The 15392-nt window shown below is 59.5% G+C and carries 17 protein-coding genes; 13 read left to right on the forward strand and 4 right to left on the reverse strand.

Going from position 1 to position 15392, the window contains the following annotated elements; genetic code table 11:
- The first annotated feature begins 7 nt into the window (after positions 1 to 7).
- From boxA to pcaF, 5 genes are read left to right on the forward strand one after another with little or no spacing between them, the layout of a single operon-like run.
- Positions 8 to 1279: a benzoyl-CoA 2,3-epoxidase subunit BoxA gene (gene boxA, locus RFER_RS01120; protein WP_011462552.1), complete on the forward strand. Its 1272-nt coding sequence runs from the start codon at positions 8 to 10 to the stop codon at positions 1277 to 1279.
- Positions 1279 to 2076 carry an enoyl-CoA hydratase-related protein gene (locus RFER_RS01125; protein WP_011462553.1) on the forward strand — a complete coding sequence of 266 codons (798 nt, stop codon included), beginning with the start codon at positions 1279 to 1281 and terminating at the stop codon, positions 2074 to 2076. The genes boxA and RFER_RS01125 overlap by 1 nt, the downstream gene beginning before the upstream one ends.
- The gene (locus RFER_RS01130; protein ID WP_041789989.1) at positions 2073 to 3581 is read left to right on the forward strand and encodes a 3-hydroxyacyl-CoA dehydrogenase; all 1509 of its coding nucleotides are present in this window, start codon (positions 2073 to 2075) and stop codon (positions 3579 to 3581) included. Before RFER_RS01125 ends, RFER_RS01130 begins: the two co-directional genes overlap by 4 nt.
- Entirely contained in the window at positions 3578 to 4033 is a 456-nt protein-coding gene (locus tag RFER_RS01135) for a MaoC family dehydratase (protein WP_011462555.1), read from the forward strand. The genes RFER_RS01130 and RFER_RS01135 overlap by 4 nt, the downstream gene beginning before the upstream one ends.
- The gene (gene pcaF, locus RFER_RS01140) at positions 4030 to 5232 is read left to right on the forward strand and encodes a 3-oxoadipyl-CoA thiolase (RefSeq protein ID WP_011462556.1); all 1203 of its coding nucleotides are present in this window, start codon (positions 4030 to 4032) and stop codon (positions 5230 to 5232) included. The genes RFER_RS01135 and pcaF overlap by 4 nt, the downstream gene beginning before the upstream one ends.
- Positions 5233 to 5244: 12 nt before the next feature.
- On the opposite strand, the gene RFER_RS01145 is transcribed toward pcaF, so the two are convergent.
- From RFER_RS01145 to RFER_RS01155, 4 genes are all read right to left on the reverse strand, one after another.
- On the reverse strand, positions 5245 to 5826 hold the full coding sequence (locus tag RFER_RS01145; RefSeq protein WP_011462557.1) for a hemerythrin domain-containing protein: 582 nt from the start codon (positions 5824 to 5826) through the stop codon (positions 5245 to 5247).
- 142 nt (positions 5827 to 5968) lie between these two features.
- A complete protein-coding gene (gene boxB / locus RFER_RS01150) occupies positions 5969 to 7471 on the reverse strand; it encodes a benzoyl-CoA 2,3-epoxidase subunit BoxB (protein WP_011462558.1) in 1503 nt (500 codons plus the stop codon).
- Positions 7472 to 7600: 129 nt separating this feature from the next.
- Positions 7601 to 7837, reverse strand: coding sequence for a hypothetical protein (locus RFER_RS23825; RefSeq protein WP_166485623.1), 237 nt, complete (start codon positions 7835 to 7837; stop codon positions 7601 to 7603).
- A gap of 226 nt (positions 7838 to 8063) precedes the next feature.
- Entirely contained in the window at positions 8064 to 8657 is a 594-nt protein-coding gene (locus tag RFER_RS01155) for a helix-turn-helix domain-containing protein (protein ID WP_011462560.1), read from the reverse strand.
- Between the two features lie 146 nt (positions 8658 to 8803).
- On the opposite strand from RFER_RS01155, the gene RFER_RS01160 reads away from it, so the two are divergent.
- The 8 genes from RFER_RS01160 (at position 8804) to RFER_RS01195 (ending at position 15359) form a co-directional block, all read left to right on the forward strand.
- Positions 8804 to 10087 (forward strand): NAD(P)/FAD-dependent oxidoreductase, encoded by a 1284-nt coding sequence (locus RFER_RS01160; protein WP_011462561.1) that lies wholly within the window; start codon positions 8804 to 8806, stop codon positions 10085 to 10087.
- 52 nt (positions 10088 to 10139) lie between these two features.
- Positions 10140 to 10886 carry an ABC transporter substrate-binding protein gene (locus RFER_RS01165; protein ID WP_011462562.1) on the forward strand — a complete coding sequence of 249 codons (747 nt, stop codon included), beginning with the start codon at positions 10140 to 10142 and terminating at the stop codon, positions 10884 to 10886.
- A 20-nt stretch (positions 10887 to 10906) separates the two neighbouring features.
- Positions 10907 to 11560 (forward strand): amino acid ABC transporter permease, encoded by a 654-nt coding sequence (locus RFER_RS01170; protein WP_011462563.1) that lies wholly within the window; start codon positions 10907 to 10909, stop codon positions 11558 to 11560.
- Positions 11560 to 12291: an amino acid ABC transporter ATP-binding protein gene (locus RFER_RS01175; protein ID WP_011462564.1), complete on the forward strand. Its 732-nt coding sequence runs from the start codon at positions 11560 to 11562 to the stop codon at positions 12289 to 12291. The genes RFER_RS01170 and RFER_RS01175 overlap by 1 nt, the downstream gene beginning before the upstream one ends.
- A 261-nt stretch (positions 12292 to 12552) precedes the next feature.
- Positions 12553 to 13083 carry an Lrp/AsnC family transcriptional regulator gene (locus RFER_RS01180; RefSeq protein ID WP_011462565.1) on the forward strand — a complete coding sequence of 177 codons (531 nt, stop codon included), beginning with the start codon at positions 12553 to 12555 and terminating at the stop codon, positions 13081 to 13083.
- A gap of 69 nt (positions 13084 to 13152) precedes the next feature.
- Positions 13153 to 13947 carry an ABC transporter substrate-binding protein gene (locus RFER_RS01185; protein ID WP_279587714.1) on the forward strand — a complete coding sequence of 265 codons (795 nt, stop codon included), beginning with the start codon at positions 13153 to 13155 and terminating at the stop codon, positions 13945 to 13947.
- Positions 13948 to 14029: 82 nt separating this feature from the next.
- Positions 14030 to 14698, forward strand: a complete 669-nt coding sequence (locus RFER_RS01190; protein WP_011462567.1) for an amino acid ABC transporter permease — start codon at positions 14030 to 14032, stop codon at positions 14696 to 14698.
- 16 nt (positions 14699 to 14714) lie between these two features.
- Positions 14715 to 15359: an amino acid ABC transporter permease gene (locus RFER_RS01195; RefSeq protein WP_041789991.1), complete on the forward strand. Its 645-nt coding sequence runs from the start codon at positions 14715 to 14717 to the stop codon at positions 15357 to 15359.
- Positions 15360 to 15392: the final 33 nt, after the last annotated feature.

Raw genomic sequence — 15392 nt, forward strand, 5'->3', positions numbered from 1 at the left:
GACTGTCATGGATATGAGCGACTTGCAGGCCATCAAGCAGCACCTCATTGACCCCGAAATCTGCATCCGCTGCAACACCTGCGAGGCGATTTGCCCGGTAGCAGCGATCACGCACGACACGCGCAACTACGTGGTGGATGCCGATAAGTGCAACCTGTGTATGGACTGCATCTCGCCGTGCCCGACCGGCTCCATTGACAACTGGCGCAACATGCCACGTGTCGGGGCCTACAGCGTGGAAGAACAGTTGACGTGGGACGAGTTGCCACCGGAATTGACGGTGGAGCAACTGGCTGAGCTTGGCGTGGCCGCCGACACGCCGCCGGTTGAAGCGCCTGTCCCACAATCGGCGGCGGGCGTGCCGGACAGCTTCAACAGCGCCCAGTACGGTGCCACGCTGCCACCCTGGTCGGCGGCGCACGCCTACACCAACTTGTACGGCCCGAAGGCAGCGGAGAAGACCATCACCGCTACCGTGGCCGGCAATGTGCGCGTGACCGCCGTGGGGCATGAGTACGACACGCATCACGTCGTGCTGGACTTCGGCAGCCTGCCGCTCCCGGTGCTGGAAGGCCAGTCGATTGGCATCATCCCACGCGGTGTGGATGCCAGTGGCCGCCCGCACCATGCCCGGCAATACTCGGTTGCCAGCCCACGCAACGGCGAGCGCCCCGGCTACAACAACCTGTCGCTGACCATCAAACGCGTGCTGCAAGACCACCAGGGCAATGCCGTGCGTGGCGTGGGCTCCAACTACATGTGTGATTTGCAGGTGGGTGACAAGGTGCAGGTGATTGGCCCCTTTGGTGCCAGCTTCCTGATGCCCAACCAGCCGCGTTCCCACATCGTGATGATCTGCACCGGCACCGGCAGTGCACCCATGCGGGCCATGACCGAATGGCGGCGCAGGCTGCGCCAGTCAGGCAAATTTGAAGGTGGCAAGCTGATGCTGTTCTTTGGTGCCCGCACCAAGGAAGAGTTGCCCTACTTCGGCCCGCTGCAAAACCTGCCCAAGGATTTCATCGACATCAACTTCGCTTTCTCGCGCACACCTGAACAGCCCAAACGCTATGTGCAAGACCTGATGCGTGAGCGTGCCGCCGATCTGGCGGACTTGTTGGCCGACTCCAATACCTACTTCTATGTCTGTGGTCTCAAGAGCATGGAAGAAGGCGTGGTGCTGGCGCTGCGCGACGTGGCGCAGCAGGCCGGGCTGTCCTGGGAGACGATGGGTGCTGCTCTCAAGGCCGAAGGTCGCTTGCATCTGGAGACTTACTGATGCGTGTTTGGGAAACCTTGGTGCTGTCGCAACGCGCCCCGGGCGTTGCGCAGGTCACGATGGCGCGTCCGGCGGTGTTCAACGCTTTTGACGAGACCATGATCACCGAGTTGGGCGAGGTTTTCACCGAACTGGCCGATGATGCCAGCGTGCGCGTGGTGGTGCTGGCCGGTGATGGCAAGCACTTCAGCGCCGGAGCCGATCTGCAGTGGATGCAGCGTGCCAGCGCGGCCTCGACGCAGTGGAATTTGCAGGATGCGCGCCGCTTTGCCGCCATGCTGGCCGGTATTGAAAATTGCCCCAAGCCCACCGTGGCGCGCATCCAGGGCGCGGCGCTTGGCGGTGGGGTTGGTCTGACCTGCGCCTGCGACATCGCCATTGCAACTGAGAACGCCTACTTTGCCGTCAGTGAGGCCAAGTTTGGCATCCTGCCCGCCGTGATTGGCCCCTACCTTGTCAACGCGGTTGGCAAGCGCCAGGCCAAACGGCTGGCGCTGACCACCACCCGCATCACTGCCGCCCAAGCGCAGGTCATGGGCCTGGTGCAGCAAGTAGTTGCAGGTGACGCGCTGGATGTCGCCGTGGATGCCAGCGTCACCGAGCTACTGGCCGGCGGCCCGCAGGCACAAAGCGAGATCAAGCAGCTGTATGCGCAACTGGAGGTCGGCCCTGTCAGCGCCGAGGTGCGCGAGCTGACGGCACAAACCATCAGCCGGGTGCGTGGCACCGACGAAGCCCGCGAAGGCTTTGCCGCCTTTCTGGGCAAGCGAGCCGCCAACTGGATTCCAAAAGCATGACGAACAAACTCAAGGACGCGCCGATGTTGGTCGTCGGTGCAGGCATCATGGGTGTCGGCATTGCGCAGGTTGCAGCGCAAGCGGGACACACCGTGCTGCTGTTTGATGCCCGAGACGGTGCCGCCGAACAGGCCAGGGAGAAACTTGCCAAGACCTTCGAGGGCTTGGTGGCCAAGGGCAAACTCAGCGCTGACGATGCGGCACAAACCCTCTCACGCATTGAGCCCATCGCGTCGCTGGACGCGGCCGCGGGCGTGCGCCTGGTGGTGGAAGCCATCGTTGAAAAACTCGACGCCAAGCGCGGTCTGTTCCAGCAACTGGAAGCCATCATCGCGACTGACTGCGTGCTGGCCAGCAACACCTCGTCGATCTCGGTCACGGCCATTGCCAATGGCTTGCAGCATCCGCAGCGGCTGGTGGGCATGCATTTCTTCAACCCGGTGCCACTGATGAAGCTGGTGGAAGTGGTGTCGGGCTTGCAAACCGCAGCGGCAGTGGCCGCGGCCATTTTTGACTTGTCCAAAGACTGGGGCAAGGTGCCCGTGTCTGCGCGCTCCACGCCGGGCTTTATCGTCAACCGCATTGCCAGGCCTTACTACGCTGAGGCGCTGGCCTTGTTGCAAGAGCAGGCTGCTGCGCCCGCCGTGCTCGATGCCTGCTTGCGCGCAGCGGGTTTCCGCATGGGGCCGTGTGAGTTGATGGACCTGATCGGGCATGACACCAATTTCTCGGTGACGCAATCGGTGTTTGAGGCCAATTTTTATGACAAACGCTACGTGCCCTCACTGGTGCAGCGTGAGTTGGTCGATGGTGGCCTGCTGGGTCGCAAATCGGGACGCGGCTTTTACGACTACGCTGAAGGTGTGAGTGCCCCGGAACTCGAGACGGTGGAGCCCGTGTTGTTGCCCACAGCGCAGTTGTTGCGTGTGTATGGTCAAGGGCCGGTGGCGGATCGTTTGGCGGCATCGCTGGTGCAAGCCGGGCAAGCATTTTTGCGCGTACCCAGCAGCGATTGGGTGGGCCTGGGCGTGGAAGGTGCGCAGTTGCGCCTGACCGACGGACGCACCGCCACCCAGCTCGGCGTGGAAGTGGCGGTGTTTGACCTGCCCTTGAACGGGGCATCGGGTGCGGCGCTGGCCTGGGCACCGTCGCTGCGGGCCTCGTCCGCCTGGACACGTGCGGCCCCGCGCTGGCTCGCCACGCTGGGCTTTAAGCCGCAGCGTGTGGCCGATGCGCCGGCGCTGGTGGTGGCACGCACCTTGGCCATGCTGATCAACGAAGCTGCCGACGCGGTGCAGCAAGGTGTTTGCACCCAAGACGGTGCAGATGCCGCCATGAAGCTGGGCGTGAACTACCCCGCTGGCCCGTTCGAGTGGCTGGCGCAGTGGTCTACCCCCGCCGTGTTGGGCGTGCTGGACGCGCTGGATAACCACTACCGGGGTGAGCGTTACCGCGTCAGCCCCTGGCTGCGTCAGCGCCCGTGGATGGACTCCGAAGCATCATGAAGTTTGCGGATTTTTATGCGGGTCAGATCATCCAGGCCGGGCCGGTGGCGGTCAGCGAGGCAGAGGTGATTGGGTTCGCCAGCGCCTACGATCCCCAATGGTTTCACACCGATGCCGATGCGGCGCAACATGGGCGTTTTGGTGGCCTGATAGCCAGCGGTTGGCACACCTGTGGCTTGGCGATGCGGCTGGTGGCGGATGCGGCGTTACACGGCTCCGAGTCGTTTGCCTCACCCGGCCTGGCCTATGTGAAATGGCCGCACCCGGTGCGCCCCGGTGACCATTTGTCGCTGACGGCCACGGTGCTGGAGTCGCGCCGCTCAAGCGGCAAGTCGCATCTGGGCATCCTGCGCTGGCGCTGGCAGCTGTTCAATAACAAAGGCACCGAGGTGCTTGACCTGGAAGCCACCAGCCTGTTTGACCTTTCTACATCCACATCAATACCGCCATGACCCACGCTTTCATTTGTGATGCCATCCGCACCCCTTTTGGCCGCTACGGTGGCGCGCTCTCGGGCGTGCGTGCCGACGACCTGGGTGCCATCCCGTTGCGTGCCTTGATGGCCCGCAACCCCCAGGTCGATTGGGCTGCCCTGACCGACGTGTTGCTGGGCTGTGCCAACCAGGCCGGTGAAGACAACCGCAACGTGGCGCGTATGTCGGCGCTGTTGGCCGGACTGCCGCAAGAGGTGCCCGGTGCCACCATCAACCGCCTGTGTGGCTCCAGCCTGGACGCGGTCGGCGCGGCGGCGCGGGCCATCAAGAGTGGTGAAGCGCAACTGATGATTGCAGGGGGTGTGGAGAGCATGAGCCGCGCCCCGTTTGTCATGCCCAAAATGGATGCCGCCTTCAGCCGCAGCAATGCCGTTTATGACACCACAATTGGCTGGCGCTTTGTCAACAAGCTCATGAAAGCACAGTACGGCGTGGACTCCATGCCCGAGACGGCCGAAAACGTAGCCACTGATTTCCACATCGAACGCGAGGCGCAAGACTTGATGGCCTTGCGCTCGCAGCAAAACGCATTACGTGCCCAGCAGAGTGGTTTTTTTGATGTCGAAATCACCCCGGTGTCGATCTCGCAGAAAAAAGGCGACCCGCTGCTGGTGACGCAAGACGAACACCCGCGCGCCACCACACTGGAATCTCTGGCCAAGCTCAAGGGTGTGGTGCGACCCGATGGCACGGTCACCGCCGGCAATGCCTCAGGGGTCAACGATGGGGCCTGTGCCCTGCTGCTGGCCAACGAGGCAGCCGCTGCCCGCTATGGATTGAGCCCCCGCGCCCGCGTGGTGGGCATGGCCGCCGCTGGCGTGGCACCGCGCATCATGGGTTTTGGCCCGGCGCCGGCCACACGCAAGGTGCTGGAGCTCACCGGCCTGAGCCTGGCGCAGATGGATGTGATTGAACTCAATGAAGCCTTTGCCGCACAGGGCCTGGCGGTGCTGCGCGACCTGGGGCTGGCCGATGACGATGCACGTGTCAACCCCAATGGTGGTGCCATCGCCCTGGGTCATCCCTTGGGGGCCAGTGGTGCGCGGCTGGTGACCACTGCCGTTAACCAGTTACACCGCAGCGCTGGCCGCTACGCGCTGTGCACCATGTGTATTGGTGTGGGCCAGGGCATTGCGCTGGTGCTTGAGCGTGTCTGACTGTGTGCCTGGTTACGCCCCCAGGCCAATGGGGGCGGGCGCCTGCGACACAATGCGTGTGAACAAACGGTCATAGGCCGGGTCACGCGGGTATTTGCCGGTGAGCGGGTCGCAGTTGGTGGCAAACGCGGCGTCGAGTTCGTCCCAGTCGGCGGCGCTCAATACTTTTTGGGCTACCGGCAGAATCACCGTTTCTTCCAGCCGCATGTGTTCCAGGTAGAAGGCCAGATACACTTTGACGGCGGTTTCAAACGCGACCCGGCGGGAATCGCCAACCAACTCCCAAGCCAGCAGCAGGTGCTGCAACTCGCGCACGGCGGATTCGCCACGTGTATGGTCCTTGTCCAGCTGCTCGATAGCCTGCGCGGTCTCCGGTGCGAGGCGGACGACGCGGGGAAACAACAGCTCGGTTTCCTTGGTGTGGTGCAGCCGCTCGGGGAACTCGTCAATGTAGAACAGCATGGCCCGCAACACATCAAAAAAACTCTCGGGCTCGTTGCCGGGGCCGCGATCCACCATCATGCCAATGGAGCGCAGCATGGCCGACAAGGCGTCGTGTTCATCGTGAATGATTCGTAAACTTTCACGCGACATGGAGTGTCTCCCAGGTTGAAAAATAGTGACATATCATAACTAAAGAAGACCTGATCAGAGTGCCTGCTTCCCCGGGGAAAAATCCGGGGGAAACACGTTTGTACGCCAGTCAGGCCTGATTGCCAAATGCCACCGGCGCCGATCAGGAGTGCTCGATGCGCACGTACTCAAAGTCCTTGGGCTGGTTGTTGATGCCCACGCGCGGTGGTGCAATCCAGCTGGCGTATTGGCCAGGTTGCACGCAGGGTTTCATCAGGGAGTTGATGAATGTGTGGTCTTCGTCCGAGCACAGCCAGTCGCTCTTTCCGGCATGCCACGCTTGCGCGCTCAGCAGTTCACCGGCCGGGCTGACATGCGTCTCGGCAAACTCGCCTATCCTGCGGTTAAAACCCTTGTGCGGCTGGCTGAATCGGAAGGCAATGCCACACTTCTCGATCACCTTGTTCCAGCGGTCGATACCGCCCTGGCAATCGGCAATGTAGTCGTCCAGCAGACGGCTGTTGATAGCGCGCAGGGCGGGCACCTCTTCGGTCACCAACTGGCCGTCGATCACGCGCTGCACCGGGTAGGTGGCGTTTTCGAGCTGGTGGTCGTCATCAAGGGCGGTTTCATTGAAGCGGCCCTTGAGGCCGGTGCTGAACGCACTGGCCGCGTTGGATGAAATCTCGGAGCCGAACAAATCACGCGTCACCGACATGTGAAAGTTGGCCTTCTTTTGCAGCGTGGGCAGGTCGATCACGCCGAGCTTGCGGATGGCTTCCTTGGCATAGGGGTCGGTGATGCCGGCGGCCTTCATGGCCAGGCACGTGGCCTCTATGGTGCGGCCGACACCGGTTTCACCGACGAACAGATGGTGCGCCTCTTCGGTCAGCATGAAGCGGCAGCTGCGCGACAGCGGATCGAAGCCGGACTGCGCCAGTGCGGCCAGTTGCATCTTGCCGTCGCGGTCGGTGAAATAGGTGAACATGAAGAAGCTCAACCAGTCAGGTGTGCGCTCGTTGAAGGCGCCCAGAATGCGGGGGTTGTCCTGCTGGCCCGAGCGGCGCTCCAGCAGTGCCTGCGCCTCTTCGCGGCCATCACGGCCAAAGTACTTGACCAACAGGTAGACCATGGCCCACAGGTGGCGCCCCTCTTCGACGTTGACTTGGAACAGGTTGCGCATGTCGTACAACGAAGGCGCGGTGGCGCCCAGAAAGCGCTGTTGCTCCACCGAGGCCGGCTCGGTGTCGCCCTGCACCACGATCAGGCGGCGCAACAGCGAGCGGTATTCGCCGGGCACTTCCTGCCAGGCCGGTTCGCCCTTGTGGCGGCCGCAGGGGATGGTGCGCCCCTCTTCCTTGGGTGCCAGCAGAATGCCCCAGCGGTAGTCCGGCATCTTGACGTGGCCGAACTTGGCCCAGCCGCTGGGATCCACACCCACCGCCGTGCGCAGGTAGACATCGGCATTCTGAAAACCCTCGGGGCCCATGTCTTTCCACCAATCAATGTAGTTGGGCTGCCAGCCCTCAAGCGCCCGTTGCAATTGCTTGTCGGACGATAGATCGACGTTGTTGGGGATCAGGTCGTCGTAGCTGACGGCGACAAAGGCATCGTTCTGGATGGCTTCAACGGGTTCTATGATTTCAGTGGGTGTGGGTTCGCTCATGGTGTCTCCTGCTGTGGTGGAATGGATAGTCGATTTAATGCAGTATCATGCTTTTTTTAAAATCGACAAGTGCATTTTGATGCACTTTATCACCCATGAGTTTGATCTATCGCAAACAAATACAGCAATTCACAACGTTCCGCAGACAAATATATGCACTTTAGTGCCTGTTTGTTGCAAGGAGGATGCTGCAGGGTGTGTCATGTACGGCGGTACGTCGCAATGCAGATGCTTCCAGCGGTGGTGTGACTGGGCGGTACCGACGAGTGAATCCCGGCGCGCGTTGTACCCCAGCAGCGTTTCCAGGTAGCGGGTGTTGATCGTGTCTATGAAGGGAATCTGAGGCGTGGCGTCCATGGTTTTCAAGGGGGGGGCTGGCAAGCATAGCAAGTCGATTACGCGCGGGCCAAAGCGATCACGCGCGCCTCGGCATCGGTGTTGCACTGGCGCGGACGCCCTCTGATCGCTTTACATCGAGTACCGCCAATTCCACACCGCCTTGCAAATGTGCAGCACGAGCGCGCCATCCGGCAGTGCGACCAACGCCAAGCACAGCCATGATTTTGGCTTCCAGGATGCCTCGATCCAGGCCTCAATAAAAAGCCAGTGAATTTGCCCACACCACGTTTGCCTGAGTGGTTCCAGGGTTGGCGAAACGGTGCGCCAGGGAACTGCGGAAACGAAAGGAGTCTCCCTCATACAAAAGGACGATGCGGTCATCGACGGTGAGTTCCAGTGTGCCGGTGAGCACGAGGCCGCCTTCCTCGCCGCGGTGTGTGTAAGTCTCCGGTCCAGATTGTCCGCCCGGTCGGATCGACACGAGGTAAATCTGCATCTCGCCTCCCAGATCAGGCGAAAGGAGTTCCTTCGTCACGCCGTAAGTCCCAAGATCGAGACGCCGGCGTGAGCCTCGCCGGACAACCAGGCCCTTTTCAGCCGGGTTTTCCAACGGACCATTGTCAAAGAGCCAACTCAACGGGACCCCCAAAGCGGTGCAGATCTGCGTCATCGATTTCAAGGAGGGTGACGAGAGGCCACGCTCGATTTGGCTGAGCAAGCCAACTGACAGCCCCGACTGTTGCGACAGTTCAGTCAAGGTAAGGCCCTTGATACGTCGCCGCTGCCGCACCTGCATGCCCAGCCCCATTTTTTGGGCGTCCGCAGACGCTGTAGTTTGCTTCTTCATTTCAAATATTCCTTGCCATTTTCAAGTCAACAGACCACGGGTGAACCTCTATTGACATCAAAACATCCCGTCTGTAGTATGAAATAAATAACGCAAATTTTCAATATAAATGAAAATATAGCGGCCACATTTAACTTGGAGCCAGCATGTCCCAGCCAAACTGTTCGTCACTTTGGGCGAGTACCGCAGCACCTGACATTGAAGCAAGCGCGCTGCAGGGGACAGTGCCGGCCGACGTGGTTATTGTCGGCGCAGGGTTCACTGGTTGTGCCGCTGCGCTGGCAATGGCACAGCGCGGTGCCCGGGTCCGACTTCTCGAAGCGAACGTTGTCGGGTGGGGTGCCTCGGGCCGAACCGGCGGACAGGTGATACCGGGTTTGAAATTCGATCCGGACGAGATCGAGGCCATGTTTGGGCCCGACCTCGGTCCACGCATGGTGAATGCGGTCGGTAGCGTCGGAGACGAAGTTTTCGGCTTGATTGAACAGCACGCCATTTCGTGCGACGCACAACGCAAGGGCTGGCTGCAGCCGGCATTCTCAACACGTTCCCTGGATTTGGCCCTACGGCGTTGTGACAGTTGGCAGCGACGAGGTGCCGATGTGGCGCCGGTTGGTCGATCAGAAATGGCTCGATTGCTTGGCACCGACCATTACCTGGGTGGATGGGAAGACCGTCGCGCCGGTCATGTGCAGCCGATGTCCTATGTGCGCGGACTTGCTGGGGCCGCGCAGCGGGCCGGAGCCGTGATCCACATCGACTCACCGGCCCTCTCCCTCACTCGTCAGGGCGCGAAGTGGCGGGTGTCCACCCCCCAAGGGGCAGTCGACGCGGACCAGGTGCTGCTCGCGACCAACGGCTATACCGATGGACTTTGGCCGGGGCTTGCCAGAACGGTTGTGCCAATGATGAGCTTTCAAGCCGCCACCATCCCGATCTCAGAGGACTTGGGCAAGAGCATTTTGCCCGAAGGACATGCCGCTTCAGACACGCGTCGCTTGTTGTGGTACTTCCGTCGTGACGCTCACGGGCGGCTCACCATGGGCGGTCGCGCGCCCTACCGCGAAGATCTCGGTGCGGCTGATGCCGACTATGTCCGCAATGCCGTCAACCGCTTGTATCCGCAGTTCAAGAATACGCCCTTTGAGTTCCATTGGGCTGGCCGTGTGGCTATGACACAAGATCATATTCCGCATCTGAACCGACTTGACAACGGGCTTTGGGCGGCGCTCGGCTATAACGGCCGGGGCGTGGGCATGGCTACGCTCTTTGGGCGATATTTGGCCGATCTCGCCTCGGGCGTGCCGGCACAGGACATCCCCTTCCCGGTGACCTCGATGCGGCCCATTCAGGGCTACCCCTTTACTCGCCTGGTCGCCCGCGCCCTGGTGAGCTACTACCGTATTCGAGATCAGCTCGAAGCGGTCTAGATCCTGGCGACGATTCCCGCTACTCCCTGCTTCACCCCTGAAAGGAAACATCATGTCAAGACTTCTACGCCTGTTCACCTTGTGCCTTGTTTTCATTGGATCGCTCGCCAGTGCCCAAGCGCCTCTGCGCGTCGGCTCGACGCCATCCGGAATTCCGTTCACCTTCCTCGACACCAAAACGAACAAGATATCTGGCGTCATGGTCGATTTGATCAGTGAAATCGGCAAGGATCAGGGCTTTGCCGTCGAGATCAACGCGATGGCATGGGGCTCGCTCATCGCAGCTCTCCAGGGCAACAAGATTGACGTCATAGCCGCGGCCATGTACATCACGCCGCCGCGCCAGGAGGTGGTCGACTTCAGCGATCCGATCTACACCTACGGCGAGGGCCTGTTTGTGGCCGCGAGTGACGCCAAGGACTATAAAACCTATGAGGACCTGAAGGGCGAAGTCGTGGGAGTTCAGATTGGCACGGCCTACGTCAAACCCCTGCAGGCATCGGGCCTGTTCAAGGAGGTCAAGGTTTACGACTCGATCTCCGACATCATGCGCGACGTCAACCTGGGCCGGATCAAGGCCGGCTTCGGCGACTATCCGATCGTGGCTTATCAGCTGGGCCAAGGCGCCTTTCCTGAAACGCGTCTGGTCAAGGGCTACAAGTCGGTGTGGGTGGGCAGCGTTGGCATAGCAGTGCGCAAGGGCGACAAGGCAACGATCGACAAGATCAACGCCGCACTGCGCAAGTTCAAGGCTGACGGCACCATCGATCGTGTCCTGGCCCGCTGGAATCTGAAATAACCTATTTGAGCTAGAGGCAAATGGCTGCGTTCGCGTTAAAAGACCTGATTGAATTCGCGCCCATATTGGCGCAGGGCGCAGTTGTGACCGTCGAGGTCTTTGCCTGCGGTCTGATCGTGGCCACGTTGCTCGGATTGGTCTGGGCATTGATGCGGGTTTCAGGAGTCGCGGCTCTGGCCGTATTCTCGAAGGGATTGATCAACACCATTCGGGGCATCCCGATCCTGGTGCAGCTGTTTTTTATCTACTTCGTGCTTCCCGACGTCGGCATCCAGCTGAGCGCATTCCAGGCCGGTTTCATCGGACTGGGGTTCGCCTATTCCTGCTATATGGCTGAGGTTTTTCGCGGCGGGATCGAAGCGGTCGATCCCGGACAAGTCGAGGCCGCGAAATCGCTCGGTATGGGGCGGGCAATGACAATGTGGCGCGTGGTACTGCCGCAGGCATTCAAGGTTGCGCTGCCACCCTACGGCAACACCTGCATCATGCTCATCAAGGACACCTCGCAAGCCTCAATCATCACCGTGACTGAGTTGACCTTTCAAAGCAAGGTCATCGCCGCGTCGACGTTCAAGAATGCCGAAGTTTTTACCTTGGTCGCATTGTTCTACTTGCTACTGTGCATACCGCTGATCATGATTGTCGGTCGGCTTGAGAAGAGGTTTGGACGCTGATGATATCGATACGCAACATACGCAAGTCTTTCGGAAGCAATCTTGTGCTCGACGATATATCGCTGGATGTCAGTCAAGGCGAGGTGGTCTGTGTCATCGGGGCTTCGGGATCGGGAAAGTCAACACTGTTGCGGTGTGTCAACGGCCTGGAGACCTACGATGCAGGCGACATCACGGTCGACGGCCAGCGCGTCGATCATGTTGGCCGCCAGATGGTCGCCATTCGCGAGAAGGTTGCGATGGTCTTTCAGCGGTTCAACCTGTTTCCACACCGAACCGCTTTGGAAAACGTGATGGAAGGCCCGATCTACGTCAAACGCGAGTCGCGGGAGTCTGCCATGCGTAATGCACGCGCATTACTCGCACAAGTGGGACTGGCCGGCAAAGAAGACGCTTATCCGGCCAGCCTTTCAGGCGGTCAGCAACAGCGCGTCGCCATCGCCCGCGCATTGGCGATGCAGCCGCGCGCCATCCTCTTTGACGAGCCGACTTCGGCACTCGACCCAGAGCTCGTTGGTGAAGTATTGTCGGTCATGCGGGCGCTGGCCAATCAGGGTATGACCATGATGGTGGTGACCCATGAAATGGGCTTTGCACGCGAGGTTGCGGACCGCGTTATCTTCATCGATCGGGGCCACATTGTGGAGCAGGGACCAGCACGCGCTGTCCTGGCTGCGCCCCAGCACGAGCGAACACAGGATTTTCTGCGGCGCGTGACGCACCCGATGTAGAAAAAAACCAGCAGTGAGCCTACACCAGCGCCAGACCCGGAAATGACCAACGAGGCCCTCGAAGTGATGCCCTGGCGCGCTTCGCGCGGGCGCCGCCCCGATGGGACTATCTGCTCGTCACACGGGAGATCATTCTGGTGCGCCTGTCACGTGTAGGTGTAAACACCGATAGAGTGTCATTTTTTTCCAAATAGAATAAATTGCCATGATGATTTCTATTTTAGAAAATATTAATAACTGATTTTTTCCAATTGGACTCCTGTGCGTGAATTTATTGACCCCACCGATCGGCGCCTAGCCAAGCTGCTTTCCAGCGACGCGCAGGACAGCGTGAACCAACTGGCGGACAAATTGCAGCTGAGTCCGCCAACGGTCCGGACACGCTTGAGGTCTTTGATCGAGAAAAATGTTCTGAAGATCGTGGGCTTGCTAAACCTGTCGGAACGGCCCGAGTTGATCGCTGCCGTTGTGGGCATCAATGCCAATGCGCAGGGGCACATGGACGACCTCATGAAGAAGATCGCAGAACTGCCATTTGTAACTTCCGTGAGTCTCGTTACCGGTCGTTTCGACTTGATTGTGGAGGTACTGGTGGCCGGAGATGTGCAGGATCTTTACCGGGTCACGAGCGAACTTCTGCCCAAGGTTGCTGGCCCCGGGGTTGTCAGCCGCAGTGAAACGTTTGTGGTGATGAAGTCGCATAACAAATGGATCAACCTCCCGCGTGGATGCTGGGAGCAGGGTGGCAATGAGGAGCAGCTGACCACCTTATCGAAACCCAAAAAGCGATGAACGGTTTTATGAGTTCTCTCCTGGAGGATGGTCCTCTGTGGAGATTATTAAAGGAGTTAGCAAATGAAGATGTCGAATTTTTTGCCCGCGATACTGCTGGCGTGCGCAGGCTTTGCGGGCGTTGCGGCCACCGCCCATGCCTCTACCCTGGATGACATTCAAAAACGTGGCGAACTGAGAATTGCAGTTCAAACACAGGGGCCTCCGTTTTCAATGATCGACAAAAACGGAGAGCGTACCGGCAGTTCGGTGGAACTTGCCAAATTGATGGCCAAGGAGATGGGTGTCAAGGCGGTCTTTCTTGACCTCGACTGGGACGGGCTTTTGCCGGCCCTCATTTCTGGTAAAGCCGATTTGTTGGCTGCCGACATGACGCCCACACTGGCGCGCGCCACCAAGGTCGCTTTCACCAAGCCATTCATTTACATTGGACCTGTTGTTGCGGCAAAGGCAGGGAGTAAATTCACTTCCACGGCCGCCTGCAAGGCGCCCGGTACAAAAATCGCGGTTCTATTTGGCAGCACCGGCGAGAAGCTGGCAAAAACCGTTTTTGAAAAGGGTGAAATCAAGAGTTACAAGGGCGGCGGAACCTTGCTGCTCGACGCTGTGAAGAATGGACAGGCAGACTGCTTGCTCAATGACAGCTCGGCAGTGGCGGGCCAGGCGGCCGGCTATCCCGCGGGAACCTTCAAAGTCATGCCGGAACTGCTGGCCAAGGAACCTCTGGCCTATGCAACCCGTTACGACTCCCTTGACCTTTTGACTTGGATCAATTTGTTCATCGACCAGACCACGCTGGACGGTCGCCTTCAACAAAATCTTGATTACTGGGTCAACTCGGCGAAATGGAAAGAGGCGCACTAGGCGTCTGCTGTGAGCGTGGAATCGGCGTCGTGATCACCGCGCCGATTCCAATGCCCCAATTCCTTCAATCATTGGCTGTTGCATGTTATTGAATCTGAACTTTCGGGTCATCGGAGAAACCCTTCCAGAGTTCTGGGTGGGTTTCGTGTCCACCTTGTCAATTTCATTGACTGCTTTTGCCGGTGCGATTGCCATTGGCATCATCGCTTGTGCGATGAGCATCCAGCCCTCCCGGTTGGTTCGGGCACCAGCGGTCGCCTATGTGGATGTCATACGGGCCACCCCCTTGCTGGCGCAGCTCTATTTCCTGTATTTCGGCTTGCCAAGTTTCGGCGTGATCATGCCCGAAACCGTGATTGGCATCATCGCACTTTCGATCAACAGTGGCGCCTATGTCAGCGAAATCATCCGCTCCGGAATCATGTCGATTCCTCATGGGCAGGTTGAAGCGAGTGCCAGTTCGGGCATGAACTATTGGCAGCAAATGCGCCTCATCATTCTCCCGCAGGCGCTGCGCCCCATGGTGTCGCCTCTGATCGGGCAGGCGATCGTGCTGGTCAAGGACTCATCGTTGCTGTCGCTGATTTCAGTCTTGGAGTTGACACGTGCCGGGCAGACCTTGGCCAATGACCGGTTCATGCCGGTGGAAGGCTTGGCAACCACTGCGGTGGGCTACCTGATCATTTATTTTGGACTGAAATTGATGGCAGCCGCATGGATGCGCATCAATCATCCATCCGAGCGCCACTGAGGGTCACACCATGACTATGTTCTTGGAGCAAATACACGGCATCGCCCAGTACTATCCGGTGATATTGAAGGGCATTGGTGTGACCCTGGCGCTGTCGTTCATTGGCATTGTTGCGGGGACTCTCATCGGTTTCGTGCTGGGCATAGGCCGGGCCAGTTCCCACAAGTTGCTATCGCTTGTAGTCGGCGCCTACACCGATATTTTTCGCGGCACACCGGTGCTGGTCCAGGTCTTTGTCGTTTTTTTTATACTTCCTGAAGCGGGTATTGAGCTTGACTCATTCACTGCGGGTGCGCTGGCGCTGTCCAATATAGCGGCTTGCTTTATCTCTGAAATAGTGGCATCCGGGATCAGGGCGGTGCCCATCGGGCAGGTAGAGGCAGCCGCATCCGCCGGCCTCACCCGCTTGCAGCAACTCAGGCTGGTGGTGATGCCGCAAGCCACCAGAATGATTGTTCCTTCGCTGGTCGGGCAATTCGTTTTGCTGGTCAAGGACTCTTCGGTTGTCTCCGCGATCGGGCTTCTCGATCTGACGCGGTCCGGCTGGATCATCGTGCAGAGTGTCCCCAATGGAATGCTGGTTTTTTCTGTGGTGGGCATCGGGTATTTCCTGATCTGTTATCCGCTGCTTCATTTGTCTCGGCGAATGGAAAAGACCTGACCTGTCAGCATCCCTTCAAAACACATCAGACCC

The sequence above is a fragment of the Rhodoferax ferrireducens T118 genome (assembly GCF_000013605.1).
Taxonomy (GTDB): domain Bacteria; phylum Pseudomonadota; class Gammaproteobacteria; order Burkholderiales; family Burkholderiaceae_C; genus Rhodoferax; species Rhodoferax ferrireducens.